The 25,359-nt window shown below is 39.1% G+C and carries 29 protein-coding genes and 1 other annotated feature; of the genes, 24 read left to right on the forward strand and 5 right to left on the reverse strand.

From position 1 onward, the window contains the following. The first annotated feature begins 137 nt into the window (after positions 1-137). From acsA to AAGS61_RS05705, 5 genes are all read left to right on the forward strand, one after another. Positions 138-1,865 (forward strand): acetate--CoA ligase, encoded by a 1,728-nt coding sequence (gene acsA / locus AAGS61_RS05685; RefSeq protein WP_391368555.1) that lies wholly within the window; start codon positions 138-140, stop codon positions 1,863-1,865. 366 nt (positions 1,866-2,231) lie between these two features. Continuing rightward, entirely contained in the window at positions 2,232-3,266 is a 1,035-nt protein-coding gene (argC, locus tag AAGS61_RS05690) for an N-acetyl-gamma-glutamyl-phosphate reductase (RefSeq protein WP_391368558.1), read from the forward strand. Between the two features lie 10 nt (positions 3,267-3,276). Then, positions 3,277-4,497 (forward strand): bifunctional glutamate N-acetyltransferase/amino-acid acetyltransferase ArgJ, encoded by a 1,221-nt coding sequence (argJ, locus tag AAGS61_RS05695; protein WP_391368561.1) that lies wholly within the window; start codon positions 3,277-3,279, stop codon positions 4,495-4,497. Continuing rightward, a complete protein-coding gene (gene argB, locus AAGS61_RS05700; protein WP_391368563.1) occupies positions 4,460-5,227 on the forward strand; it encodes an acetylglutamate kinase in 768 nt (255 codons plus the stop codon). Before argJ ends, argB begins: the two co-directional genes overlap by 38 nt. A gap of 9 nt (positions 5,228-5,236) precedes the next feature. Next, complete coding sequence (locus AAGS61_RS05705; protein ID WP_391368566.1) at positions 5,237-6,364, forward strand: acetylornithine transaminase; 1,128 nt, start codon at positions 5,237-5,239, stop codon at positions 6,362-6,364. 190 nt (positions 6,365-6,554) lie between these two features. On the opposite strand, the gene AAGS61_RS05710 is transcribed toward AAGS61_RS05705, so the two are convergent. After that, the gene (locus AAGS61_RS05710) at positions 6,555-9,587 is read right to left on the reverse strand and encodes a transglycosylase domain-containing protein (protein ID WP_391368569.1); all 3,033 of its coding nucleotides are present in this window, start codon (positions 9,585-9,587) and stop codon (positions 6,555-6,557) included. A gap of 101 nt (positions 9,588-9,688) precedes the next feature. Next, positions 9,689-9,883 (forward strand) — a binding site (T-box leader). A 107-nt stretch (positions 9,884-9,990) separates the two neighbouring features. Here AAGS61_RS05710 and tyrS point away from each other — a divergent pair. Together tyrS and AAGS61_RS05720 are read left to right on the forward strand one after the other, a co-directional pair. Continuing rightward, the gene (tyrS, locus tag AAGS61_RS05715; protein WP_391368572.1) at positions 9,991-11,262 is read left to right on the forward strand and encodes a tyrosine--tRNA ligase; all 1,272 of its coding nucleotides are present in this window, start codon (positions 9,991-9,993) and stop codon (positions 11,260-11,262) included. 790 nt (positions 11,263-12,052) lie between these two features. Continuing rightward, entirely contained in the window at positions 12,053-12,679 is a 627-nt protein-coding gene (locus tag AAGS61_RS05720; RefSeq protein ID WP_391368574.1) for a YIP1 family protein, read from the forward strand. 314 nt (positions 12,680-12,993) lie between these two features. Here AAGS61_RS05720 and AAGS61_RS05725 read toward each other — a convergent pair whose 3' ends face one another. The 3 genes from AAGS61_RS05725 to AAGS61_RS05735 form a co-directional block, all read right to left on the reverse strand. Further along, positions 12,994-14,178 (reverse strand): tyrosine-type recombinase/integrase, encoded by a 1,185-nt coding sequence (locus tag AAGS61_RS05725; protein WP_391368577.1) that lies wholly within the window; start codon positions 14,176-14,178, stop codon positions 12,994-12,996. A gap of 61 nt (positions 14,179-14,239) precedes the next feature. Beyond that, a complete protein-coding gene (locus AAGS61_RS05730) occupies positions 14,240-14,920 on the reverse strand; it encodes an ImmA/IrrE family metallo-endopeptidase (protein ID WP_391368580.1) in 681 nt (226 codons plus the stop codon). Further along, positions 14,898-15,341 carry a helix-turn-helix domain-containing protein gene (locus AAGS61_RS05735; protein ID WP_391368583.1) on the reverse strand — a complete coding sequence of 148 codons (444 nt, stop codon included), beginning with the start codon at positions 15,339-15,341 and terminating at the stop codon, positions 14,898-14,900. The genes AAGS61_RS05730 and AAGS61_RS05735 overlap by 23 nt, the downstream gene beginning before the upstream one ends. Positions 15,342-15,512: 171 nt before the next feature. Here AAGS61_RS05735 and AAGS61_RS05740 point away from each other — a divergent pair, with 171 nt between their 5' ends. Then, positions 15,513-15,740 carry a helix-turn-helix transcriptional regulator gene (locus tag AAGS61_RS05740; protein ID WP_391368586.1) on the forward strand — a complete coding sequence of 76 codons (228 nt, stop codon included), beginning with the start codon at positions 15,513-15,515 and terminating at the stop codon, positions 15,738-15,740. A gap of 69 nt (positions 15,741-15,809) precedes the next feature. Continuing rightward, positions 15,810-15,953 (forward strand): hypothetical protein, encoded by a 144-nt coding sequence (locus AAGS61_RS05745; protein WP_391368589.1) that lies wholly within the window; start codon positions 15,810-15,812, stop codon positions 15,951-15,953. Here the strand turns inward: AAGS61_RS05745 and AAGS61_RS05750 are convergent, their stop codons facing one another. Further along, complete coding sequence (locus AAGS61_RS05750) at positions 15,954-16,160, reverse strand: hypothetical protein (RefSeq protein ID WP_391368592.1); 207 nt, start codon at positions 16,158-16,160, stop codon at positions 15,954-15,956. Between the two features lie 68 nt (positions 16,161-16,228). On the opposite strand from AAGS61_RS05750, the gene AAGS61_RS05755 reads away from it, so the two are divergent. The 15 genes from AAGS61_RS05755 to AAGS61_RS05825 all read left to right on the forward strand — a co-directional run bounded on the left by AAGS61_RS05755 (position 16,229) and on the right by AAGS61_RS05825 (position 25,336). Continuing rightward, entirely contained in the window at positions 16,229-16,978 is a 750-nt protein-coding gene (locus tag AAGS61_RS05755; protein WP_391368595.1) for an ORF6C domain-containing protein, read from the forward strand. Positions 16,979-17,018: 40 nt separating this feature from the next. Beyond that, positions 17,019-17,297: a hypothetical protein gene (locus tag AAGS61_RS05760; protein ID WP_391368598.1), complete on the forward strand. Its 279-nt coding sequence runs from the start codon at positions 17,019-17,021 to the stop codon at positions 17,295-17,297. Positions 17,298-17,481: 184 nt separating this feature from the next. Beyond that, a complete protein-coding gene (locus AAGS61_RS05765) occupies positions 17,482-17,991 on the forward strand; it encodes a helix-turn-helix domain-containing protein (RefSeq protein ID WP_391368601.1) in 510 nt (169 codons plus the stop codon). Positions 17,992-17,997: 6 nt separating this feature from the next. Then, on the forward strand, positions 17,998-18,132 hold the full coding sequence (locus tag AAGS61_RS05770; protein ID WP_391368604.1) for a hypothetical protein: 135 nt from the start codon (positions 17,998-18,000) through the stop codon (positions 18,130-18,132). A gap of 366 nt (positions 18,133-18,498) precedes the next feature. Continuing rightward, positions 18,499-18,678: a hypothetical protein gene (locus tag AAGS61_RS05775; RefSeq protein WP_391368607.1), complete on the forward strand. Its 180-nt coding sequence runs from the start codon at positions 18,499-18,501 to the stop codon at positions 18,676-18,678. Between the two features lie 97 nt (positions 18,679-18,775). Further along, positions 18,776-19,921, forward strand: coding sequence for an ERF family protein (locus tag AAGS61_RS05780; RefSeq protein ID WP_391368610.1), 1,146 nt, complete (start codon positions 18,776-18,778; stop codon positions 19,919-19,921). A gap of 13 nt (positions 19,922-19,934) precedes the next feature. Next, positions 19,935-20,843 (forward strand): DnaD domain-containing protein, encoded by a 909-nt coding sequence (locus AAGS61_RS05785; protein ID WP_391368612.1) that lies wholly within the window; start codon positions 19,935-19,937, stop codon positions 20,841-20,843. A 31-nt stretch (positions 20,844-20,874) separates the two neighbouring features. Further along, complete coding sequence (locus AAGS61_RS05790) at positions 20,875-21,264, forward strand: hypothetical protein (protein ID WP_391368615.1); 390 nt, start codon at positions 20,875-20,877, stop codon at positions 21,262-21,264. After that, a complete protein-coding gene (locus tag AAGS61_RS05795) occupies positions 21,261-21,794 on the forward strand; it encodes an IDEAL domain-containing protein (RefSeq protein WP_391368618.1) in 534 nt (177 codons plus the stop codon). The genes AAGS61_RS05790 and AAGS61_RS05795 overlap by 4 nt, the downstream gene beginning before the upstream one ends. Next, on the forward strand, positions 21,791-22,033 hold the full coding sequence (locus AAGS61_RS05800; RefSeq protein ID WP_391368621.1) for a hypothetical protein: 243 nt from the start codon (positions 21,791-21,793) through the stop codon (positions 22,031-22,033). The genes AAGS61_RS05795 and AAGS61_RS05800 overlap by 4 nt, the downstream gene beginning before the upstream one ends. After that, positions 22,030-22,569, forward strand: coding sequence for a Holliday junction resolvase RecU (locus AAGS61_RS05805; RefSeq protein WP_391368624.1), 540 nt, complete (start codon positions 22,030-22,032; stop codon positions 22,567-22,569). Before AAGS61_RS05800 ends, AAGS61_RS05805 begins: the two co-directional genes overlap by 4 nt. A gap of 9 nt (positions 22,570-22,578) precedes the next feature. Next, positions 22,579-23,631, forward strand: a complete 1,053-nt coding sequence (locus AAGS61_RS05810) for a phosphoadenosine phosphosulfate reductase family protein (protein WP_391368627.1) — start codon at positions 22,579-22,581, stop codon at positions 23,629-23,631. An 11-nt stretch (positions 23,632-23,642) separates the two neighbouring features. Further along, positions 23,643-24,437: a hypothetical protein gene (locus tag AAGS61_RS05815; RefSeq protein ID WP_391368630.1), complete on the forward strand. Its 795-nt coding sequence runs from the start codon at positions 23,643-23,645 to the stop codon at positions 24,435-24,437. Positions 24,438-24,449: 12 nt separating this feature from the next. Then, on the forward strand, positions 24,450-24,893 hold the full coding sequence (locus tag AAGS61_RS05820; protein WP_391368633.1) for a DUF6877 family protein: 444 nt from the start codon (positions 24,450-24,452) through the stop codon (positions 24,891-24,893). 5 nt (positions 24,894-24,898) lie between these two features. Then, entirely contained in the window at positions 24,899-25,336 is a 438-nt protein-coding gene (locus tag AAGS61_RS05825; RefSeq protein ID WP_391368636.1) for a hypothetical protein, read from the forward strand. The last annotated feature ends 23 nt before the right edge of the window (positions 25,337-25,359 follow it).

Below are 25,359 nucleotides of genomic sequence, written 5' to 3' on the forward strand. Positions count from 1 at the left end.
TTATAACTGATTTTATGCAAAAATACGCTAGTGTTTGTGAAGAAATACTTAACAATCTAAAAATTTAAAATATTTTGCTAATTAATGTTTTAATATTGTAAAATATATATATGTTCTCGAAGAAAGGGGTAATTTTCATGGGGATGAAAATGTTAGAAAAACTAGCCGCAATTCCGGGGAATCATCGCCTAACGAGCTATGAGGAAACAGTAATAACACATGATTGGCAAGAAACGGAGAAGGCGTTTAGCTGGTATGAGACAGGAAAGGTAAATATGGCCTATGAAGCCATTGACCGTCATACAGAAACATATCGTAAAAATAAAGTGGCACTCTATTACAATGATGGCGTACGCAAAGAAGCGTATTCATTTCATGACATGAAGTTATTCACAAACAAAGCAGCGAATGTGTTGAAAGAAGCGACGGATATAAAAAAAGGGGATCGGATGTTTATTTTTATGCCTCGTTCGCCTGAGCTGTATTTCTCACTACTAGGCGCTTTAAAAATGGGGGTCATTGTGGGTCCGTTATTTGAAGCGTTTATGGAAGGGGCGGTATATGATCGCCTTTTGGATAGTGAAGCCGTTGCGCTAGTGACGACGCCAACGCTACTTTCACGAGTGCCGGTAGAAAAGCTACCACATTTAAAAACGATTTTCCTTGTAGGAGATCATATTGAAGAAACAGATAAAATCGTAGACTTTAATAAACGCATGCAATCTGCCTCAAATAAATTTGATATTGAGTGGGTTGACAAAGAAGACGGCATGGTTCTTTATTATACTTCTGGCTCAACAGGTGCACCAAAAGGGGTACTACATGTCCATTATGCAATGGTGCAACAATATCAGACAACTCAATGGGTACTCGATTTAAATGAGGATGATATTTACTGGTGTACGGCTGATCCTGGTTGGGTAACAGGTACCGCTTACGGCATTTTTGGTCCGTGGTTAAACGGTGCAACAAGCTTAATTTTAGGAGGTCGCTTTAGTCCACAAGCCTGGTATAGTGCGATTCAAGACTACGGTGTAACGGTTTGGTATAGTGCACCAACAGCGTTTCGTATGCTTGCAGGTGCAGGGCATAGTGTATTGGAGCGATATGATTTGTCATCACTACGTCATGTTTTATCGGTGGGGGAGCCGCTAAACCCAGAAGTAATCCGCTGGGGGTTAGAGGCGTTGGGGCACCGTATTCATGATACGTGGTGGATGACTGAAACAGGTGGACATATGATTTGTAACTATCCGAGTATGGACATTAAACCAGGGTCAATGGGGAAACCAGTACCAGGAGTTTATGCAACAATTGTCGATGATCAAGGGAATGAAGTACCACCGTTTACGATGGGGAATTTAGCGATTCGTAAAGGGTGGCCAAGTATGATGCGCCAAATTTGGAATAATCCTGAAAAGTATGATGCGTATTTCTTAAAAGGCGAATGGTATGTATCAGGAGACTCAGCTTATATGGATGATGACGGCTATTTCTGGTTCCAAGGACGTGTTGATGATGTCATTATGACAGCTGGTGAACGTATAGGTCCATTTGAGGTTGAAAGTAAATTACTAGAACATCCAGATATTGTGGAAGCAGGTGTTATCGGTAAGCCTGATCCGTTACGTGGTGAAATTATTAAAGCATTCATCGCATTGCGTGAAGGTATGGAGCCATCTGAAAAATTAGAGGAAGATATTAAAGAATTTATTAAACGTGGGCTTTCTGCACACGCAGCCCCGCGTGAAATCGAATTTAAAGATAAATTACCAAAAACACGTAGCGGTAAAATTATGCGCCGAGTCCTAAAAGCATGGGAACTGAACTTACCGACTGGCGACCTTTCAACAATGGCAGAGTAATTTCGTAGGTTGATAAAGGCTATAGGGATACACGCGGAATAGAAAATAAAAAGTTGTATAGTTGTTAATTTTTATACACTTATTTGCATACTATAATGATTGTGTGAAAGGAGATATTTCGGACGACTATCGAAATATCTCCTTATTACATTGCTTAAATATCTAGTTGAACATGTAGAGGAATATAAATCATACTGATAAGTTAATTCTGAATATTTTAAGATTATATAAAAATACAGTTGACTAAATATTTATACAGAATTATACTGTTTTTATCTTAATCGTTTAAACAAGGTTTGTTGACAATATATAAAGGAAAGTATCATGTGTCATGAATGGTGTCTTTCTAATTATGAGGTGAAGAAAATGAAAGTTGGAATTATCGGTGCCACGGGCTATGGTGGTTTAGAGTTAATTCGTTTTTTATATAATCATAAAGAAGTAGAGAACTTAACATTATTTACATCATCAGAGGAAGGGACGGTCTTTTCAGCGAAGTTTCCTCATTTAATCGATATTAACGATCAACCACTGCAAAAAATTGATTACGACGTGTTAAGTGAGTTTGACGTTGTATTTGCGAGTACGCCTTCGGGAGTTTCGAGTAGCTTATTTCCTCCGTTAATCGATAAAGGGCCGAAGTTAATCGACTTATCGGGTGATTTCCGCTTAAAAGATGTAGAAAGCTATAAGCAATGGTATAAAAAGGAGCCAGCGCCGCAAGAAGCAATTGATGTAAGTATTTACGGTTTAACAGAATGGAACGAAGCGGCCATTAAGGAAGCGAAACTCATCGCAAATCCTGGCTGTTATCCGACGGCGGTTTTATTATCACTTCTACCATTATTAAAAGAAAAGTTAATTGATCCGAGCTTTTTAGTGATTGATGCTAAGAGTGGTATTTCGGGTGCGGGGAACAAACCATCGCAAACAACTCATTTTAGTGAAGCGAACGAAGCATTTTCGATTTATAAAATAAATGAACATCAACATATTCCAGAAATTGAGCAAGCGATTAGTATGTTTGCTGGGGTAGAGACAAAAATTTCATTTAATACCCATCTAGTACCGATGATACGTGGAATTTTGGCTACGTCTTATGCACAAGTGATGCCAGGTGTTACACAAGCAGATTTAATTCATTGTTTAAAAGAAACATATAAAAATCATCCATTTGTCCGTGTGATTGATGATGCAGGATCAATTGGCACAAATCGTGTAAAAGGTTCTAATTACTGTGATGTGTATGCGAAGTTAGATGAACGAACAGGCCGCGCAACCATTATTGGGGTAATTGATAATTTAGTTAAAGGTGCTGCTGGTCAGGCAATTCAAAATATGAATGTACAACTGAATTTACCGCAAACGACAGGCTTACAAGTCGTGCCGCTATTCATTTAAGGAGGATATTATGACAACGATTGAACTAAAGAAACTATCAAGTAGTAATGTTGTTTCACCGAAAGGGTTTACAGCTGCTGGAGTACATTGCGGTATCAAAAAAGAGAAAAAAGATTTAGCGATTTTAGTCAGTGAAGTGCCGGCATCTGTCGCAGGTGTATTTACAACAAATGTGGTGCAAGCAGCGCCAATAAAAGTAACAAAAGAAGTGGTGTACAATACGCAGAAAATGCAGGCGATGATTGTAAATTCAGGGAATGCCAATGCGTGTACAGGGAAACAAGGGGTTGCAGATGCGTATGAAATGCAAAGCTTAGCGGCTGCCAAACTGGGCATCGAACCTTATTTAGTAGGGGTAGCATCAACAGGTGTCATCGGTGAAATTATGAATCTAGCACCGGTGAAAAAAGGTGTGGAGATGTTAGCACCAAATAATGATGTAGAGAGTGGCAACAATTTCGCACAAGCGATTTTAACAACTGATACAGTGATGAAAAATACAGCTTACGCAACGAATATTGATGGACAGGAAGTCATCGTATCAGGTACGGCGAAAGGTTCAGGTATGATTGAGCCGAATATGGCGACAATGCTTGGCTTTATTACGACAGATGCAAATATTGAATCGGCTGAATTGCAAAAAGCGTTATCAGCAATTACGAACGTTACATTTAATGCCATCACAGTAGATGGGGATACATCAACAAATGATACCGTGGTGGTCATGGCAAACGGTTTAGCAGGAAATGAGCCGTTATCACCAGCACATCCAGATTGGGAAAACTTCTATACAGCACTACGTCTAGTAGCAGAAGATTTAGCAAAAGCGATTGCACGTGACGGAGAGGGCGCAACGAAATTAATCGAAGTAGAAGTTGACGGTGCGATTTCAGATGAGGAAGCACGTAAAATTGCCAAAACAGTAGTCGGGTCACCACTTGTAAAAACAGCGGTATTTGGCTGTGATGCAAACTGGGGGCGTATTATTGCAGCAGTTGGGTATAGTGGTGCTACAGTCGATCCCGAAAAAATTACAATTAAAATTGGTGGGACGACAATGGTAGAAAAGGGCGAGCCAATTAAATTCTCTGAAGAAGAGTTAATCGAAATTTTAAAACAACAAGAAGTGAAAATTGACGTGTCGTTGGAAGTAGGGGAAGGACACGGCTTTGCATGGGGGTGTGATTTAACTTATGACTACGTTCAAATCAACGCAGCATACCGCTCGTAAAATGGTGATTAAGCTTGGAGGTAGTACGTTAGAAGGTCTAAATGAGGCCTTCTTTCGTAATTTCAAGGCATTGCAAGATGAGGGGTATCAGTTAATTATTACACATGGCGGTGGCCCGGCGATTAACCGAGAGCTAAAAAAAGCAAATATCGAATCGCATACGGTCGATGGTTTACGTGTGACGACCGCAGAAATGATTGACCTTGTCCAATCAGCTTTAATTGGCAAAGTAAATCCAGCACTTGTGCATGAGCTGAATGCAGCAGGGATTACAGCGGTGGGGTTAAACGGATTTGATGGTACCCTTTTAGAGAGTACATATTTAGACAAGGATACGTACGGTTTTGTTGGGGAAGTAACAAACGTGAATACGGCTCTTCTGGATGCACTAACAGCAGCGGGTATTGTGCCAGTAGTCGCTTGTATTGGTACAACAACAGAAGGGCAGGCACTCAATATTAATGGCGATACAGTCGCAAGCGAAATCGCACTAGCCGTGGAGGCAGAAAGTCTACTTCTCGTAACAGATGTTTCAGGGATTCGGATTCATGATGAGTATCAAAAGGAAGTAACGGAAGCAGACATTAATGGCTGGATTGAAGAGGGACATATTTACGGTGGGATGATTCCGAAAGTACAAGGTGCTGTCGCTTGTCTACATGCAGGCATTCCATCTGTACAAATTGTTAGTGATACATTAACAGGTACAACGATTAAAAATGAAGGGTAAGTGAAGAATATGGGTGCATTATTTCAAAATTATGCAAGAAGACCAATTGCCATTGTTGAAGGAAAAGGAACAGAAGTGTTTGATACAAATGGTAAGCGCTATTTAGATTTTACGAGTGGTATCGCAGTATGTGCACTTGGTCATGCACATCCAGCAATTGTAAAAGCTATTCAGGAGCAAAGTGAAAAGCTTTGGCATATTAGTAACTTATTCGAGAGTCCAGGGCAAGAAAAGCTAGCGGAAACACTTGTGAAGGATGTGCATTTATCGCATGCTTTTTTCTGTAACAGTGGTGCTGAGGCAAATGAAGCGGCGATTAAATTAGCACGTAAACATACAGGGAAACATAAGATCATCGTATTCGAACAATCATTCCATGGTCGTACATTTGGTGCGATGAGTGCCACAGGCCAAGATAAAGTACGTAACGGGTTTGGTCCGTTAGTAAGTGAATTTATCACGTTACCATTCAATGATGTAGCAGCGTTAAAAGCGGCAGTAGATGGTGAAACAGCGGCAATTATGCTGGAAATAATTCAAGGTGAAGGTGGTGTAAACTCTGTAACGGAGGAGTTTGCAGCAGCGATTCATGAAATCCATCAATCAACTGATATTTTATTAATAGTGGATGAAGTACAAACAGGTATTGGGCGTACAGGGACACGTTTTGCATTTGAACAAACGGTATTAAAGCCCGATATCGTATCCATGGCAAAAGGTCTTGGAGGTGGCTTCCCAATCGGTGGTATTTTAGGTACAGCTGAATTATTTGATACATTTAGTGCAGGTACACATGGTACAACATTCGGCGGTAACCCACTAGGTGTAGCTGTTGCACAAACGGTACTTGACTATGTATTTAACGAGGCGTTTTTACAAAATGTACAAGAAAAATCAGCTTATCTGATTACAAAGCTACAAGAAGCATTGCCTTATGTAACGGTGAATGGCAAAGGGTTAATGCTCGGAATCGGTTGGGGTGAGGATGTTGCACCGTACGTAACTGCTTTAGATGAGGCAGGACTACTAACGGTTGCAGCAGGTCCAAAAGTCATTCGTTTACTACCACCGTTATCGGTTTCAAACGAAGAAATTGATGAAGCGGTAGCGATTTTAACATCCGTTTTAGCAAAATAAATCAAAAAGGGGGTGTTCAGAAAGTTTTTACTTTCTGGACACCCCTTTACTTCTTAATAATTACCCATTAAGAAATATTGCTCCTGCGGTGGTCGTATCAACATGCCACCATCCTCGTCGCGAAGGTTCCGTCTCAAAATGTCTTTTCAGACGGAACCTTTATCATGAAATTGTACTTTAAATTTTAAAGTCATTCATTGGATTGTGAAGAATCTGGTATTTCAGGCTCAGATATGTTGCCGTTTCCGTTATCGCCATTTACATCCGAATCATTTGATTCATTGCCGTTATTATTATTTGGGTTATTGTTGTCTCCGTTATCCGTTGGTTCGTTTCCAGATCCATTACCATTGTTCCCGTTTTCGCTACCATTCCCGTTGTTTCCGTTATCCTGTCCATTTCCGCCATTGCTATTGTCATTGCCATTTGGATCACTTGGTTCAACAGGTTCTGTTGGCTCTGGAGGTCCTATTGTAATTGGATTTGATGGAGCAGATTCACGGCCCGTAATATCAACAGCTACAACGATATATGCGTAACCGTCAGGAACTGTAATACTCCGTCTTCCTGAGCTATTAATGGATGAAACGAGTGCTCTCGTTCCGCCTGTTACATTGTAAACACGGTAACCGACAACATCATTTGATGCTGATTTTGACCAGTTCATTGTATTTCCTGCTAATGAAGCAGCGACAGCTTCCGGTGCTGCACTATCCGCATTAAATGTGCTACCACTTAGTGAGGATGAGCCCAATGATGAGTTGTTTGGTAATAATTTTGACGGATCTCCACCTAAGCGTCCGAGCATCCTTTTTGCGAAGGTTGGATTTAAACCGAACCCACTACTCGAAATAAATTCAGCGGGTGTTGAATTTAATGCTTGATAATACTTGCCGTCAATTTCAACAAGTGATGCCCCCGATCCAAAGCTATCATCTATCCGTGATGGGATAAAGGCGTTACGGTTAAATAAATCTGAGCGAACGAGCCCAGCATTTGAACACGCTGCAGAAGGTGCCAGCCCTGAAATACCACAGAATGAAGCGTTTATTACATCTTTAGGACGTTGGAATCGCTCTTTTGTCCCTACGAGTTCACTATTGGCGTCATAAGCGGCATTCATTAAAGATGCCCATAACATATTGACGCGTGTACTTGGTTGGAAATACGTCGTGTTAAACGTATTAAGTGTACGTTGTTGATCGTATCCTAACCATACACCGAGCGTAATATTTGGATTATACCCAACTAGCCATACATCTTTATAATCTTGCGTTGTGCCTGTTTTTGCAGCAAAGTCACTTGAGAACTTTAACATGCTTCTTGCACGTGTCCCCGTACCGTACTCTAACACATCACGCATCATGTCTGTCACGATATATGATGTTTCTGGACTAAATACTTGAACGGCCTCTGCCTTATGTTCGTATATTACATTGCCATCAAGGTCCACAATTTTATCAATCATATAAGCATCGATAAACTGTCCGTTATTGGCAAATGTAGCAAAGGCATTTGTGTTTTCTTCGACGCTCGTTCCGACTGTTAAGCCGCCGATTGCCGTTGAAAGGTTCACATAATCGCCATCTGTTAATTTACTAAAGCCCATTTTTTCTAAAAATGTAGCAGGTTTACGATCTAAAATAGAATCGTATAAGCGTAGCGCTGTTAAGTTTTGAGAGTGAGCAAGAGCTTCACGTGCGGGCATAATTCCGCGCTCTTCGCTTTCGAAATAGTTTGATGGGCTATACCCAGGAATTGAGAATTTCACATCGACAACCGGACTACCTGCCCCAATTACGCCGTATTCAATTGCCGGACCATAGGCAAGTAATGGTTTCATTGTTGAACCATTTGGACGAAAAGCTTGTGTCGCATGATTGAGCTCTTCCACTTCAAAGTCACGACCTCCAACGAAGCTAATAATACGGCCAGTAGCGTTTTCCATTAATACGCTACCTACTTGAACAGGCATTTGAATCTCGATTTCTTCGCCTTCTTCATTTGTTGTTGTAGCCGTATACGTATGACCATAGTATTTAAAGTTTTTTGCTGCTTCGTTCATCGTATCGTACATATTTTTATCAATGGTTGAGTGGATTCGATAACCCGAAGAGCGGATATCACGATCGGCTAAAATTGCATATTTCTCCATTAGGTTTTCTTCTTCATCTAAACGCTCTGGGTCAATGCCATCACGCTCTGCTAATATTTTGGCCATGATTTTTGTAGCACGACTTTCGATTTCTGCTGTAATCCAAGGGTATAAGTCTGTTGCTCGAGGAACAGGTTCACGGAAGTCTTGTGTAATATTATAGTTTATAGCTTCCTCGTACTCTGCTTCTGTAATATAGCCAGCTTCTTGCATACGATAAAGAACTGTTTTCATCCGATTAATCCCTGGTTGTAAACCTTCTTCTGATTTTAGTTCACCAGTTTGCTTAAAAGGTGTGTACGCATAAGGTGATTGCGGAATCCCTGCAATATAAGCAGCTTGTGCTAAATTTAATGTAGATGCATCGACACCAAAAATCCCTTCAGCAGCAGTGGCAATCCCCGCGATATTATTACCAGATGAATTACGACCATAAGGAATGATATTTAAGTAAGCTTCTAAAATTTCTTCCTTTGTCATAAAATGCTCAAGTCGCATGGCTAGTAAAATCTCTTTTGCTTTACGCTCATACGAGACTTCGTTTGTTAAAATTTGATTTTTAATCAGCTGCTGTGTTAATGTTGATCCCCCAGTTTGTGTGGAAGAGTTTGTCACGTCTTGGAGTAAACCACGAATAACAGCTTTTGGTACAATTCCGTTATGTTCACGGAAATATTCATCCTCTGTGGCTAATACGGCATTCACAACAAGTGGTGAAACCGAGGCTAAAGATGTCTCACGACGTTCTAAATCTGTTCGAAGCTTCCCTATATAAATGTCATCTGCAAAATAAATTTCACTTGTTTCTTCATAGTTAAGAACTTGTTCACGCATTTCAGCTTGCGAACGGAGTGGTTCCTCTTTTACGAGGGAAGCGAAGTAGCCAGCGCCGACAGATAGAGCAAAAATCCCTGCTGTGACTAGAAAGATAAACAATAATAAAGCTAAGTTCCAAAATACGTCTCCTGCAATTCGTAGGCGACGCCCTCTTGTAGAACTAGCAAAAGATTCGAGTTGTTTATTTAACTTTATAATTCTTTCATATGCTTGTTGGATCCATTCTTTCACTCAATCGACCTCCTAAATCTTAATAATTATAGCATATTTCTAATTTTATCGTGCAACATATTGACAATTGTAAAAATTTGAGTAGAATATTCATTATAGTTTTTCGAGCATTGAAAAGATTGCAGTAGTGCAGTACCGTTCCCTGTATAGAGAGCTAGCGGTTGGTGGAAGCTAGTCATAACGGATGCATGAATTACGTTCTTGGAGCTTGAACGTGTACGTCGCGTTAAGACGATTGGAGTGGAAGAGAATTCTTCAAGCTGGGTGGTACCGCGTTATGTATAAACGTCCCTGCATGCGATTTTTGCATGCAGGGCTTTTTTATTATACGCATACACTAATTTTTCATTTTTTGTAATTATATCCCTTTAAGGGTGAATTAGACATTTTAGGAGGAAATACTATGACAAACGAATTATTACAAGATTTAAAATGGCGTGGGCTTCTATATCAACAAACAGACGCTGAAGGGATGGAAAAACTATTAAACGAAGAGAAAGTATCTTTATACGTAGGGGTAGACCCAACTGCTGATTCAATGCACATCGGTCATATCGTGCCACTGTTAACGCTTCGTCGCTTCCAACAAGCGGGGCATAAGCCGGTTTTATTAGTTGGTGGTGCAACAGGGATGGTAGGGGACCCATCTGGACGCTCTGAAGAACGCCAATTACAAACAATCGAGCAAATCGATCAAAACGTACAAGGCTTAAAGAAACAATTTGAGCGCTTATTTGATTTCAATGCGGCTACTGACAATGCAGCGAAGCTCGTAAACAACCATGACTGGATTGGCAAGATGAGCGTCATTGAATTTTTACGCGACTACGGAAAATTAGTTAACGTCAACTACATGCTAGCAAAAGATACAATTGCTTCACGTCTTGACTCAGGGATTTCGTTTACAGAATTCGCGTACACGATTATTCAAGGCATTGACTTCAACTACTTATACAACAACCATCAAGTACGTATTCAAGTAGGTGGCTCTGACCAGTGGGGGAACATTACAACAGGTCTTGAAGTGATTCGTAAAACACATGACGAAAGCGCAAAAGCATTCGGTATTACGATTCCATTAGTGACAAAAGCAGATGGGACAAAATTCGGTAAAACAGCAGGCGGTGCCGTGTGGTTAGATGCAGAAAAAACATCTCCGTATGAGTTTTACCAATTCTGGATTAACGCAGCAGATGCAGACGTAGTGAAATATTTAAAAATCTTCACATTCTTAACGCGCGAGGAAATTGAAGCGTTAGAAGTATCGGTACAAGAAGAACCGCATTTACGTAAAGCGCAAAAAGCATTAGCAGAAGCGATGACAAAATTAATTCATGGTGAAGAAGGCTTAGCAGCGGCTGAACGTATTACGGCAGCATTATTCTCTGGTGATTTAAAAGCATTATCCGTAGACGAAATGAAAGTGGCCTTCTCAGGTGTTCCTTCCGTAGAAGTGGCAAAAGAAGATAAAAACATTGTAGATTTACTTGTAGAAGCTAGTATCTCGTCTTCAAAACGTCAAGCACGTGAAGATGTAACAAACGGTGCGATTTCTGTAAACGGAGAAAAAGTCCAAGACCTAGAATACGTAGTGGACACAAAAGACCGTTTAGAAGATGCCTTTACCATTATCCGTCGTGGTAAAAAGAAATACCATATGGTGAAGTTTAACTAATACTATTTTTTAATGGATCATGATTAAGGAGTGTAGAGGGCTGAAAGTTTTTACTTTTGAGCCCCCTTTTTTATTTTAAAAGGAAGATGATGATTTCAGCATATGCTATTTTACATATGCAGTTTTAATAGTAACAGCGGGTTTTTACGTTCATTTATTAAAATGAGTTATTTTTAACCCCTGATTGTGTGAGTTGGCGAAATCGATATACAACTTAATTTTAAATAAGTGTCAAATCGGGACTATTTCCTTAAATGGCGCTTATCCTCAAATAAGTTGTATGTCAAAATCGACGAATAGCGTTTTCGGGGGTTGTTAATGTGAGCATATCATTTTTTATTACGATAGAGAGAGATTTATTGCTTTTCTGTAGGTGAACACATTATAAAGACTCATAGTAACTATTTTGGAGCACAATTAATTTTTCAAAAAAATCCCCATTATGTTCGTTTTTTATATGAAATAGTGCGCGTTCACGCATATTTTCGCCTTCTATATAAAATCTCTTTTTAGTAAAATCCTCTCTTTTTAGTATAGCAGCTAGTCGTATCTCGTCTTATTTTGCTTAAAAAGGTTCGTTTTTGAGCTAAAATGCAAGCAAATTGGATGATTGATAGGTATAGGCGGATTTTAAAGTCGATTGTTATTTGAAAGATAAAAATAGGATGATATAGAAATAGAAAAGCTAAAGGATAGTGCGCGTTATGAGTTAAACTAAGTGCGATAAGTATCGCTCGTATGTAAATACAAGTATAATAGTTTCATACATAGTTTTAGGAGGATATATGTTTTGACTGTACAGCTGAACACACAAATGGACGACCGTGAACCTGTTTTATCAATTATGGTAAAGCCTCGCGAAACATTCCGATATACACTTGACCATAAAACCTTTTCTTATTCACTGTATGTAGGGGCGGTAGGGGGATTTGCTAGTGCTTTACTCTCATTATATAGCACGAAATATCCGTTTCCATATAGCCTTGGCGAAGTCGTGTATTCGTCGTTTATTACGGGTATCTTATATTTTATGATTGCCAATTTAGTCATCGCTTTTATGCTTGCTCATATCGGGGCGGCATTTGGTGGGAAGGCTTCATTTAAAGGCATGTTTCAAACGATGTGCTTAACGGTTATTCCGTATATTTGGTTAATGCCTGTACTGTTATTTTGGATGCAGTACTCGAGGCACACATTTTTCGATATTCCCCATGATGGACTAACAATGGGAGAAGCGATATGGTCGTATATAGGGAGCTTTATTATTTTAGTCGCAAGTATTTGGACACTCGTCTTATCGATTATTGGGATTTCTGAAATACACGGTTTTTCAAAATGGAAGGCCTTTTTCACACTGCTCATTGCTAGTATAGGTGCTGCTATGATTGTTGGGTTACTTGTTGTACTGATATTGTAATAGCATATTAATGATAAAAAGTTTATAAAGTAAATCGTAAAAGCCTGCATTTTGTAGGCTTTTTTTTCTCAGGCTGAATGAAGGGATGGGGAGTATGTGATTATTAAGTTGTAGTTTCTTTGAAGCTAGCGTATAGAGGGAATATAAAAAATCCCCTCCACAAAGTGTGAAGGGGACTGAGCTTTAGTCAAACTAACGATTAACGAGAGTAATACTGTATCAACTCTGGAAACCTTATGCTATAAGCATTTGTAGCGATTTTATTTATCTACGTCCCCCATTTTTTACCCCAAAAGGGAGTAGGGACGGAAATTTTAAGCAAATTTCATTACGTCAGCAATTACTTGTGCTGCACGCTTTTCATTTTCCTCAAAACTATGTGAGTATACTTCCATAACCATTTTTGTTGTATTACCTAACATTTTGGCAATGGTAGTAACTGGTACACCGTTATTAATTAAAATTGTTGCAAAGGTATGACGGAAACCATGTGGTGTAATTTCTTTTAAATCATTGTTTTTAATTACACGACGTAATGAGCTACTAATATACGTATCAGAAATTGCTTCACACGTCTGATAAGAAATTATCGCAAAGCTTTCTTCGAATTCTTTTTCACTCTTCCATCTACCATTTGCTAAAAGGTATTGCTTGGACCATGCTTTGTACTTTTTCAAAGTAGCAATTAATGACTCGTTTACATTAAGGGTACGAATGCTATTTTCTGTTTTGGCTTTACGTTCCCCGTATCGATCTCGAGTTCTTCCTATATTAATAGTAGAATTTTCGAAATCGATATCTTTCCATCTTAATGCAGCAACTTCACCACGGCGCATTCCAGTAGCAGCAAGTAGGGCAAATACTGTCTGTACTGTAATGTTTTCTTGGTCGTTTATGCATTTGAGGAAAGCAGATAATTCTTCCGGAGTATAAACATTGTCACCAACTCCATCCTTTGGTTCCTCATCATTAGCAATCTTAATTTTAGTAAATCGATTGCGTGTAATGATTTCAGCATCCACAGCTCCATTAATAATCACTTTAAAAATGCGATGATACAACTTTACTGTACCAACACTGTACTTTTGTGAAAGTGGCTTAATATAAAGATTGATATACGTTTCTTTATCCAATTTCATTAGTTTTTGGGTACCAAGCAAAGGGATGATTTGCTGTTCGACAATGTTTTTACGTTGTTCATTGGTTGAAACTTTCCAATTGCTTTGGTTTGCTTCAAGCCATTTTGTAGCCCATTGTTTAATAGTTAGATTTTCATTTTCAATTAACTTTGTGTTACCAGCTGCGACTTCGGTTTTAATGCGTAGCAATTCACGAAATGCTGTATTTTCATTCGCGAAGCCACGCGCTGATTTTTCTTTACGACGCCCGAAAGAGTCGTAATAGCGGTGCCTATATGCAAATAATTTATTCTTATTTCCATCTAAGTACCAAAATAATTCCTTGTCTTTTGTGCATTTATTCATTTTATATGTTGCCATATTTACCTGTCCTCTCGTCACTGGCGAGTGCATAAAAGGGACAGTTAAAGTACATCACCTCCTATAAAAGAGATACTGTATTAGAATCGCTATGTTTAAGAATAACAAGATCGATGTATTTAATTTTAGTTTGTAAAGATTTATTAAAGGATACATCGTGCATGGTCATATTGTACATTACGTACTCTTCCTCTTCGCGTCCGAATTTATAATTTTTTTGAAAATATAACAATCTTTGATACGCAAATTCAGGTGTAACATTAAAATGTTCTGATATTTCATCAGCAATTATGTATGTAGTATTTAAATCCGGTGACACAGGAAATTTTAATAATTCTTTCGAGGGCACTAAAATATTTGATGCCAATTTGAATGCTTCGATTTCCTGTATATAGATTTCAGTTGAATTTTGATTTAATTGAGAACGTTGATGAATATATAGATGAGCAAATTCATGTGCTAAATTTACTCTTTCTTCGCGTTCGCTTTCACCAATACAAAGATTAATTACGCCTCTTCTTCCTTTAGAAGAAGGGATAGCACAATTCAGTCCGTTCGGAACGAGCTCGCGCTTAACTAAAATTCCGAAATTGTGACATAAATCATATAAATCTATCCCTATAAACGTCTTTTTGTTCAATTTATTTAAAATATCTTTAGCATAGCTTTCAAACCTATCTATCTTATGCGAAATCAGATAATCTCCCAGTACCATTTCATCACTCCAAATAATCCCCATCATCTTCGTCGATATCTTTTAAAAGTTCTTTGATTTTATCCCATGAATAAATCATTTGTTTTATTTTCTTTTCTGGATTAGATTTTAAATCCTCAAATGCAACAGGATGTTTTTTAAGTTCTAATAAAATTTGATACTCTTCATTACTTAAAATAATATCTACATCAGCAATTTTTACTTGATGCTGGGTATTTTCTTCATTTAAATAGCCAGCGATTTTCATTAAATCTTCATAAGGATAGTTATAGGCGTCAGCTAAACGTTTGAGCGTTTCAGGAGATGGGTTGATAGGTTTTTTCGTCCCTCTTCTATATCCCTTTTCTATATCAGCGATATAAGTGTGACTTAATTCTGTAATTTCACCAATCTCCCTCAAAGAACGGCTCCCACGGAGTTCTCTTAATAAATCCCCTAAATCATTCAATGTTTTTCACCTCCTAAATGTAAACTCTGTTTAACATATTGTAAAACAAATACTACAAACTATTAAATAATTGTATATAAAAAAATGTAGAACATAGTTGACACAATGTTGCACATATACTACAATTTGAATTGTAAACAATGTACAACAAGAAAGGAGTGATAAAATATAATGGATAACATTGTAAAACAACTTAGAGTTAGCCAAGGTTTTAATTTAACTCAAGAGGAGTTAGCAAAAGCTCTAGGAGTTTCAAGACATACAATAATGTCTATTGAAAATGGAGGAAATACTACAGGTGAAATGGTATTGAAAATTGCAAACTTTTTTGGTAAAGATCCACGGGAAATTTTTTTTACAAGTAATGTTGCACAGAGTTTACAAGGACAACTAGCTTAGGAGGCCAATATAAAAAAAATCAACAGTAGAACTTCATGAGGAGTTCAAGTATTGAAAGGTGGCGAGTGTATGATCTTGAAACTCGTAATATCTATATTGCTAGGTAGAAAAAAGCAATATATCAAAGTAGTGAAGGTGAAAAAGCGGAATGTACTCATTCAAATCGAAGAGTACACTCCTGCAACTGAATTACTTCAAAAGCTTGATGATTGATTATATGTGCGCTTTCAATTCAAGAAATGACGGGTGTTCTTCTTCGATTTTACTTGTGATAGAAGTAAATAATTCAATTTCTTGATTGATACTCTCTAAATCAATAGGGTTGTCGGGCATTGATTTTAGTAATTCTAACTTTTTGATTTTCTTAGAAAAGTGACCATAAATCAGTAATAAATCATGTTTATTGAAATCGATTGACATAGTTTTCACCTCCAATCTACCAACAGTTTACCAGATTGAGAGGAACAAAAATCATAGGAGGTTTTAGCATGGATCAATTAAAGGTTATCGTACATGACAACCGTCGTGTGTTAACAACTGTTCAATTAGCTGAGAGCTACGGGGCAGATAAACAGCAAATAAGTAAGAATTTCACTCGTAATGCAGAGCGTTATAAAGAAGGAAAGCACTATTTTGCGTTAACAGGTGAAGAAAAACGCTCATTTCTGAACCATGTACAAATTGACGATGGTTCGAAAAATGCACAGACACTCTATTTATGGACCGAAAAAGGTGCATGGCTTCATGCAAAATCACTTAATACCGATGAAGCTTGGGATGCTTACGAAATGCTAGTAGATGAATACTACAACGCGGTCGAGAAATTAACCGCAGAACAACAATTGCGTAAACAATTAGAGCTATCACTTATGACGAGTGAGCGTGTAGATCAAGTAGAAACAAAAGTAGTGCAAGTTGCCGAAACTGTAAAGGTTCTTGTAGATACAATGCGTATCGATAGTCGCCAAGAATTTGCCATTAAATCTCAAGGCAAAGCGAAGGTCTTTGAAGTTCTAGGTGGGTATGATTCACCTGCGTATAGAGCAGTTAGCAAAAAGATTTTTGCCCGTATGTGGAGAGATTTTAAAACACATTTTGTCTTACCACGTTCAATGGATTTACCTAAAGTACGTTTTGATGAAGCCGTTAAATACATTGCTATGTGGCGCCCAGATACATCCACGGCTATGGAAATTGAAAGTTACAACAATCAGACGCAACTTAAACTAGTTAAATGAGGAAGGCGCTAGGCAAGCGCCTTAGATTGGAGGGATATTTTTGGAGGCTCTGGCGAAAGTTGAAGTCCAAGTGAATGACAATGTCATCATACAAACGGTTGAACGAAAAATCGATGATCACCTTATTCCATCATTACGTATGGTAACGGAAAAACAACTTTGCAAGATGTACAGTATGTCACAAAATGAGCTGGCACCACTTTTGTTCGATGCAAAAGTACGTATTTATGAGCGTCGAAAAGGTGCGCGAGGGAAAAGACGTTGGTTTTATCCAGAAGTTCAACAAGCATTAGATGAAGTAATTAATGAAAACTTTTAAAAAATAACACTGGCGAGTGCAAGTCGAGGGCAACGACTACACAACAATCGAGCTTGGGCAAAGCTCAATAAACAAGTTTTCTTGCTTATGAGTTAATTATAAAACAGTTCTTTACTACCGGCGGTCTAATCGACCATCTTTACAACTAAATATGTGACTTTATTTGTCAGGAAGGATGAGAAATGTGAGTGTGCAGGATTTTATTAAGGAATTGAGAGGGGAGCAAACCCAGCAACAATTCGCCTTCGATTTAGGAGTTGTTCGCGAAACAGTATCGAAATATGAAAACGGCCGGTCAAAGGTACCGGCCGACATTAGTCGACGCATCGTTGATAAATTCGATGATCCACGCTTTGCTATGACTATTCAGCAAGAGTATACAGGTACAGGTCCGATATGGCTGAACGGTGAAAACGTTGACTTACATCGATGCAGCGTAAAGGAAAAGACAATAGAGGAACTTCAAGAGGCACTAAAGGCTATTCACACCATTAATTTAGCAACGCCATTTCATGCTGTTAACCACTTCAATCTCTCGAAACTTGAAGAGGTGTTAGAAGAAGCAGTGGAAGCTATAACCGCACTCCAACATTTTGTAGCGATTACATGTGCTGAGTCAGGCTTGAGTTACAGAAAAGTTTGGACCGATCATTATAACGATTTAGAAGAAGGTGGATTTGCTAAGAGGGGATGAACAGTATTGAAAAAATTACTGGATAAAGTGTTGATATTTGAAGAAGGACAGGTACCAACGTTAGGTGATTATGTTTGGTTGTTACTACCATACATTACAACGCTGTTTATGCTTGCGGCTTTATTAATCATAGTGAGGTGAATTTATGTTGTTCAGATTTTTCAGGAGAAAGAAACTAACGTTACAAGAAGAACTAATTTGCAGTCATTTTCGCAAATAAAAACCGCTTGAATCGGACTAGGATTCAAACGGCTACTAAATCGAAATGTTCAATATCAGTATACCACAAATAAATAGATGGAGCGAAGAAATTTCGCTTCCGTCCAGCAGTCTACAAACGGGTTGGTTAGCCCCTCCGATATTATGACACTTTGTAGGCTGCTTGATGGAATATCCATCCCTTGCAAACCACACACAACTGAATAATTTTTATCCTCAAATACCTCTTGATCCTCGTTGTAAGAACCACAAGCTATCCTCGCAAGGAAGAAGAAAGAAGGGGTATCGATGTTAGAAGTATACGAGCTAGATCCGTACTTCGAAATAATAGCGCAGCGTCACGAAGCGCGGCTTATTGTAACAGATGAAGTTACAAAGGAAGTCAGAAAGCCGGTGAAACGCGACTGCTTAAAATATCTAAAAGAGTGTCGCGGGAAATTTAAAAAAACCTACCGCTGCGAACGATAGGTTTACGATTTAGAGGCTCATGCCTTTGTTGATTAATTTTATTGTAGCGCATGGGCCTCTACATGGCAAATAAAAACAAAACAGGAGGTCTTCATTCATGATTTTTTCAGAGAGCAATACAAACATTGCTGGAGCATTGGCAAGGTCATGGGCGGCTATTCAGACACCTAAGCACAATTCAAAAGTGCAAGTGAATACCAAAAGAGGCGGCACATACACGTTCGAGTATACGGATTTAAACGGTATTCTCGATGCTGTTCGTCCCATCTTCATCGAAAATAAGTTAACGATTATGCAAAATAGCTATTCGGTAGTCGAAAATGGTCACACATCGGCATGTGTTGAAACGATGTTTCTACATGAATCGGGTGAATATGTAAAGTCCTTCCCGTTAAAATTCCCTGCGGCTCAAAGTATGCAAGATTTTGGAGGGCAGATTACGTACATGAAACGATACAGTCTAGCGGCGATGTTGGGAATCGCTACGGAAAAGGACGATGATGCAAACGGCTCTAGCGGAAATGACTATCAATATTCCCGTAATGATTCTTATAATCAGTCGTCATCGTATCCACCTGCTCAACCTGCCCAGCAAAACAGGCAAGAGAGTAATATTGATCCGTTAAAAATTACGGTCCCGTTTGGTCCACATAAAGGAAAAACGTTGGGGCAAATACAACAAGAAGAACCAAATTATCTAGGTTGGCTTGCCGAAAATGCACAACGACAGGACTTGAAAAATGCGGCTAAGATGCTAGCTGGTCAAATGCAACAGCAGCCACCGCAATCACAACAACCAGCACCAGTAGGGCTAGTTGATGCACCTACAATGCAACGACTAACGAATGTTCTAATTCCGTTATCAGAAATAAAGAAAATGGATGCTGACACTCTTTACAATAATAGTTTACAAAAAATTAAAGTGGCTTATAAGCAATCAAATCAACTATCAATGCATGAAGCAAATTTACTCATTGATTATTTGGAGCAGGTGGCAAAAATTACAGAAGGTCAGATGCCTAATAGTAAGAATTTGATAACAGAAGCACAGCTAAAGGCACTAAAAACAGCGCTCAATGCAGCAGCTACACGTACGAAAATGGATAAAATTGCCGTTGCAGATTATGTGAAAATGAGCCTACAGATTCCTGCGGAGGTCGAATCTAAAGCGCTAACACGTGAACAGGCTAGCGCAATGATTGATTTTATCAATAAGTTACCAGCAGCTCAACAAGCGAAATAAGGAGGGGTATGGCATGAGTGGTAGAAACATCATACGAGTTGAAAAAAATCATGATTACACGACAATCAACAATACATCAATTCATGACAAAAGATTGTCGTGGAAAGCAAAAGGTATTCACGTTTTTATGTTATCTAGACCCGACGACTGGGTGTTTTATAACGAAGAGTTGCAGGACTGGGCAAAGGATGGTCGTGACAGCTTCCTTTCGGGTCTTACCGAGCTGAAAAAATACGGGTATGTACGTAAGGAACGTCGACGCAATGACGATGGGAAATTTGATTATATAACAGTCGTCTACGAAGTACCGCAACAGGATTTACCGTCACCGGAAAAACCGTATACGGAAAAACCGTGTACGGATAATCCGTCAACGGGAAATCCGCTTACGGAAAAACCGTTAACGGAAAACCCGCAACTACTAAGTACTAATAAACCAAGTACTAATACACTAAGTACTAATAAACAAAATACTAATAAACAAAATGTAGTAGTAGAGGCTACGCCTGCCAACCAAAATCCATTCGATTTTTATCATGCAAACGGATTCGGATTAACCATGAATGATATTACCCGTCAAAAAATTCTTGCTTGGTGTGAAGATTTATCAGACGAATTAGTCGTGTATGCCATGCAGATTTCGATGGAGCGTAACAAGGTAAGTTGGTCCTACGCTGAAGGCATACTAAAAAAGTGGGTTGCTAAACATGTAAAGTCCATTGCCGATGTACATGCCTTACTTGCTCAGCATGAAGCACAGCGAAACACACCTAAAAATACGCAATACAATCGAGGTCGCCAAGAGCATGTGCCAGATTGGTTCCATCAACGCCAGGAGCCTACACCGCCACAAGCTAGTACACCTCAGACCATTGACTTTGAGGCAGAGCGGGAAAAAATACTTAAAAAGCTAAATGCTTAATAAATACGGATTCTATTTTAGGAGGGGCAGTATGGAAGCAGAGCCGTTACAAGCGATTAAAGAGCGTTGTGAAAACATCCCAGAAGGATGGACTATGGGAGAAAGTATTAAAATTATCGGACAAATGCAACAAGATGCATCAACACTGATTACAGAAGTTGAGCGATTACAAAAAGAATTAGAACTTACAGAAAAATGCTACGAAATTTGCGAGCGTGGCATGTTCAAAGCAAATGACATGTTTATCGAAACGAACAACAAGTTAGATCAAGTCGAACTAGCAGAAGCGAAAATGCGAATGGAGAATGAACGGTTACGTGAAGTGTTGAAGCAAGTTTTGGAAGACGAAGCACCAAATTGTGACGGGTATGAAACGTTTATTCACGCTACAGCTCGAAAAGCATTGGATGTGCGACCATGACGCTTATGACACTAAAGAAATTTACTGTCGACAGTATTGCTGAAAAAGGAAATTGCCACGTTATTCAAATTAAACCGTTTGGCATTGAGTTAGTTGACAACTCTTCTCGCGTTTACAACATGAAGCCGTTTGAGATTGTTGTAGATGAGCGCGGCATTATTCACAACTACAGCGACCAAATAAGAGTGAGTGTAGATAACTCCGCGCAACGTACAATCACAGTTGATACGATGAGTATCCTTACCCTGGCACATCATCCGGATGTACAAAAAGAAATTGATAGATTGCTAGGGGTACATCAAGAAAGTGAAGACGCAAAGTTAGAAAGATGGGACGCGATGCTGCAAGACGTGGATCAAGTGATTGAGCAAGCATCTTCCGCAGTCCGTGATATGCATATGGAAATGTTATTCAGTGATTTACTCGAGATGCATCACAAGCACGCGCTTGCCATTGCGATTGATAATGCATTAGCAAATCGAGATGAAGCTGCCTTTTATCAGCTGGTGAAAGTAGGTGAGCAATTATGATTCCGACATTTGCTAACCTTAATGATTTAGCTTCTCGCTTTGATGCAAATAAAATTCCGTGTGAGATTAAATTTGAATCGTTTATCTATCGATCCAAAGAGATTAAACGTGAGGGTGCTCATAGCATCATCAAGTACCGATGCGAAAAAGAACGCCATAATATCAAAGTTTATTACGTGGATGGAATCGTGTTCAAAGTGGATGCAGACTATGCCATCGAGGAGGTACCAGTACATTGATTTATCAGAGTGAGCAACAAGCGCGGCAGGGAGTAAAATCTCATACACATGCGCATCGTGGAAAGTTTTTAGAACGCGTGATTGATATAGCCAATACAAAATACCGCAATGCTGGGTTAGCGGACATTCGTAAAATTCCTACACCGGTGCAGATTAAGCACGACACAGGGCGCGAGGTAATCGGACGAAAGGAAAAAGCAGAGTGGGTTGATTATGCCGGTGTATGTAACGGACGAGCAGTTGTCTTTGATGCCAAAGAAACGAGAGGCAAGAACTTTCCGTTAAAGAATTTACATGACCATCAGTACGAATTGCTGAAATCATGGTACCAGAAAGGCGCCATATCCTTCCTACTCGTTTATTTCAAAGAATTGGATAAATACTACCGCCTGCCATTCAAACCGCTTTGTGCGGCATGGGAAGAGGCAAAAAATGGTGGTGCAAAATCTATCCCTATTGCCACATTTGAAGCAGAGGCATGCGAAGTAAAATCGATGGACGGTTATACGCTGCATTATTTATTGCCGTATTTGTGAGGTGAGAGAATGCAATTAACGTTTGATTGTGAAGTAGGCTTTGAATCAGTTAATCCAAATATAAAGCCAAGTATTAGTCTACTTCCTCTCTCAGAATACGACCACATCATTATTTCGGAAAGTGGAGGCAAAGATTCAATGGCATGCCTATTTTATCTGTTAGACCAGGGCGTGCCAGCCTCTAAATTAGAATTATGGCATCAATGCGTGGATGGTGGTGGTGCCGATCATGTAGATTTGATGGATTGGCCGGCAACAGAGTCGTACATTGAAGCAGTCGGTCAACATTTTAATATTCAAACGCATTACCAGTGGCGATCAGGGGGTATTTATAATGAGCTTATGCGTAAAGACAGCCTCACTGGTGACGTTTACTATACAACAGAGCATGGAGAAATTATTCATTTACCCACGAAAAACGGTAAAAATAACACTCGTTTGAAATGGCCTGCTATGAGTCCGGATTTAAGGATTCGTTGGTGTAGCCCATATGTAAAAATTGATGTATTTCGTCGGGTGTTGAACAATCATCCGAAATACAAAGACAAAAAGATTTTAGTTGTTACAGGTGAGCGACGAGAAGAGTCGAGCAACCGCGCAAAATATGCCGAGGCTGAAATTCATGCTTGTAGCAATAAAACGCGTCTAGTGCATGCATGGCGTCCAGTGATTGATTGGAATGAGCAACGTGTGTGGGATGAATATGAAAAGCGTCGTTTTCTTCCTCATCCGGCTTACTTACTAGGATGGAATCGTACATCTTGTTTTGGATGTATCTTTTCTACTGCCGATTTATGGGCAATGATGCGAGAGATAGCACCTGAACGATTCAATAGGCTTGTGGAGTTGGAACAACAATTAGATCACACCATCGATACGAATCGTGTATCGCTTGTTGATAAAGCTAATCTTGGTTCATTAGAACGTTTACCAAACGATGCGAGATTAAGTCAATGGGTAGAAATTGCCCTCAATAGGAATTTTGAAACGAGAGACTTAATTATGCCGAGATGGGAAGTTCCTGCAGGTGCATTTCGAGGTAATACGGGTGGACCACTATAGGAGATGATAGTGTGCAACTTAGCAAACGTTTTTGGGAATTACTCGAGAGCATTTGTGAGAATATCGAAAAAGTATGTATATCGAAAACGATGGATTTTGAAGATGGTTGCAAAAGCTACGATTGCTTTGTGCTTACAAAAGACTTTTTAGAAACAGTAAAAATTATTGACAGTGATACCATGCCATTTCCACCTAGTACTATCCATCGATCTAATCGAGAACAGCTAGGTGAGCATTTTATACAGAAGTTTTTTAAAGATAAAAAGATTGTTACAAAAAAGCCTGAAACCATTAAAAAGCAGATTCCAAAAGCACCGGCACCATTTTACGTAGAACAGAAAATCCCTATCGTTCGGTGGATGTATCCGGGGAAGGCATACAAAGCGCGGCTAATTTTAGTGCCGCGCAAGTATGACGAAGCAGTCTTATATATCTACGTTCTCGATGAACAATATGTTATAGCTTACCGAGACGAGGAAATGACGAGTGAGCTAGGTAAGTTTAAATTGGAGCATTTCGAAAAGATTAAAGAACTGCCGATAGATGAGCCGCCTAAGCATAGTTGCACGCTTCTACGGCCAGTGACGCTAGGTATGTTACTGGATGTACCGGAACATGTTGCTCATCAGCTAAACGCTAAAAAAGAAGCAGCAAAAGAGCCGATTCCTGCACCAGTTGAGCCGGTTAATGAACCACTTACTGTAGAGACCGGACAAGAAGAGGAAAAAGACGAACCAGTGAAAGTGCGGATATTGCCTGCTGATCCACCAGCAAAATATGAGCAGCTGGAACTTGCGTTATTTTAGGGAGGCATATGCATGACACCGATTGAAAAGCTTAATCAGATTTCGCACCTTCTACCAACTCATGCATTACAGGATATCGACAAACGAATGAGTGATTGGTTGGCTTCCGGTGGGAAAGATGATGATCCATATATGTACCAGCAACTACAGTACGCAGAGAATATAGTCGCTGTACTAAATTCAAATTTGGTATTAGCTATAGAAAGGAGATTGCATATGATTGAAAAACATAAGTTCTATGTTAATCGCTTTACAGTAGGGCGTTATCAAGTATATCTAGCTCTTGAAGATTCCGAAAGTCAAACATCGTTAACTAAAGTAGTGGATTTAACGGATGATTCAATTACTTACAGAGAAAGTGAAAGTGTTTGTGAAGCAGATAGCCGCTCTATTGATGATGAATACTTAGCGGTTGCTGCTAAGTATCTGAAACAAATTGCTGAGCAAGGGAGATGAAAAACATGGGACTTTCAGTAAGTCATGGAGCTTTTGATGCGTCATATTCAGCGTTCAATAGATTTAGAAGACATATTTTGCGTTCGATAGGAGGTACTTTTCCACCACATGAAACGACGGATATGGAAAAGTATGATTTGAAATCAGATTATTGGTATTGGTACGTAGATGACATGGGTAACAAAACGTATAGTTACGAAACACATCCTGGATTATATGAATTATTTTCTCATTCCGATTGCGATGGCGAAATACAACCGAATATGTGTAAGATTCTTGCCGACGAGTTAGAGAGCATTTTATTTCACATTAAGATGTTAGAAAAGAAAGAACCAGCAACAGGTCAACTAAAAGAACGTGGTGGTTATGTGCAGGTAACAAAAGACTTCATAGCAGGATGCAGGTTAGCTTATTCAAAAAACGAAACATTAAATTTTCTTTAAATAAGCATTCCGAGAATGGAGGG

Origin of the sequence: Lysinibacillus sp. KU-BSD001, assembly GCF_042920265.1 — a bacterium.
Classification (GTDB): domain Bacteria; phylum Bacillota; class Bacilli; order Bacillales_A; family Planococcaceae; genus Lysinibacillus_B.

Excerpts from the sequence above, each read along its gene's own strand:
- acsA (WP_391368555.1), top strand. The coding sequence starts at position 138 with ATGGGGATGAAAATGTTAGAAAAACTAGCCGCAATTCCGGGGAATCAT.
- argC (WP_391368558.1), top strand. The coding sequence starts at position 2,232 with ATGAAAGTTGGAATTATCGGTGCCACGGGCTATGGTGGTTTAGAGTTA.
- argJ (WP_391368561.1), top strand. The coding sequence starts at position 3,277 with ATGACAACGATTGAACTAAAGAAACTATCAAGTAGTAATGTTGTTTCA.
- argB (WP_391368563.1), top strand. The coding sequence starts at position 4,460 with ATGACTACGTTCAAATCAACGCAGCATACCGCTCGTAAAATGGTGATT.
- AAGS61_RS05705 (WP_391368566.1), top strand. The coding sequence starts at position 5,237 with ATGGGTGCATTATTTCAAAATTATGCAAGAAGACCAATTGCCATTGTT.
- tyrS (WP_391368572.1), top strand. The coding sequence starts at position 9,991 with ATGACAAACGAATTATTACAAGATTTAAAATGGCGTGGGCTTCTATAT.
- AAGS61_RS05725 (WP_391368577.1), bottom strand. The coding sequence starts at position 14,178 with ATGGCAACATATAAAATGAATAAATGCACAAAAGACAAGGAATTATTT.
- AAGS61_RS05730 (WP_391368580.1), bottom strand. The coding sequence starts at position 14,920 with ATGATGGGGATTATTTGGAGTGATGAAATGGTACTGGGAGATTATCTG.
- AAGS61_RS05740 (WP_391368586.1), top strand. The coding sequence starts at position 15,513 with ATGGATAACATTGTAAAACAACTTAGAGTTAGCCAAGGTTTTAATTTA.
- AAGS61_RS05745 (WP_391368589.1), top strand. The coding sequence starts at position 15,810 with ATGATCTTGAAACTCGTAATATCTATATTGCTAGGTAGAAAAAAGCAA.
- AAGS61_RS05750 (WP_391368592.1), bottom strand. The coding sequence starts at position 16,160 with ATGTCAATCGATTTCAATAAACATGATTTATTACTGATTTATGGTCAC.
- AAGS61_RS05755 (WP_391368595.1), top strand. The coding sequence starts at position 16,229 with ATGGATCAATTAAAGGTTATCGTACATGACAACCGTCGTGTGTTAACA.
- AAGS61_RS05775 (WP_391368607.1), top strand. The coding sequence starts at position 18,499 with ATGTTAGAAGTATACGAGCTAGATCCGTACTTCGAAATAATAGCGCAG.
- AAGS61_RS05780 (WP_391368610.1), top strand. The coding sequence starts at position 18,776 with ATGATTTTTTCAGAGAGCAATACAAACATTGCTGGAGCATTGGCAAGG.
- AAGS61_RS05785 (WP_391368612.1), top strand. The coding sequence starts at position 19,935 with ATGAGTGGTAGAAACATCATACGAGTTGAAAAAAATCATGATTACACG.
- AAGS61_RS05790 (WP_391368615.1), top strand. The coding sequence starts at position 20,875 with ATGGAAGCAGAGCCGTTACAAGCGATTAAAGAGCGTTGTGAAAACATC.
- AAGS61_RS05795 (WP_391368618.1), top strand. The coding sequence starts at position 21,261 with ATGACGCTTATGACACTAAAGAAATTTACTGTCGACAGTATTGCTGAA.
- AAGS61_RS05800 (WP_391368621.1), top strand. The coding sequence starts at position 21,791 with ATGATTCCGACATTTGCTAACCTTAATGATTTAGCTTCTCGCTTTGAT.
- AAGS61_RS05810 (WP_391368627.1), top strand. The coding sequence starts at position 22,579 with ATGCAATTAACGTTTGATTGTGAAGTAGGCTTTGAATCAGTTAATCCA.
- AAGS61_RS05820 (WP_391368633.1), top strand. The coding sequence starts at position 24,450 with ATGACACCGATTGAAAAGCTTAATCAGATTTCGCACCTTCTACCAACT.
- AAGS61_RS05825 (WP_391368636.1), top strand. The coding sequence starts at position 24,899 with ATGGGACTTTCAGTAAGTCATGGAGCTTTTGATGCGTCATATTCAGCG.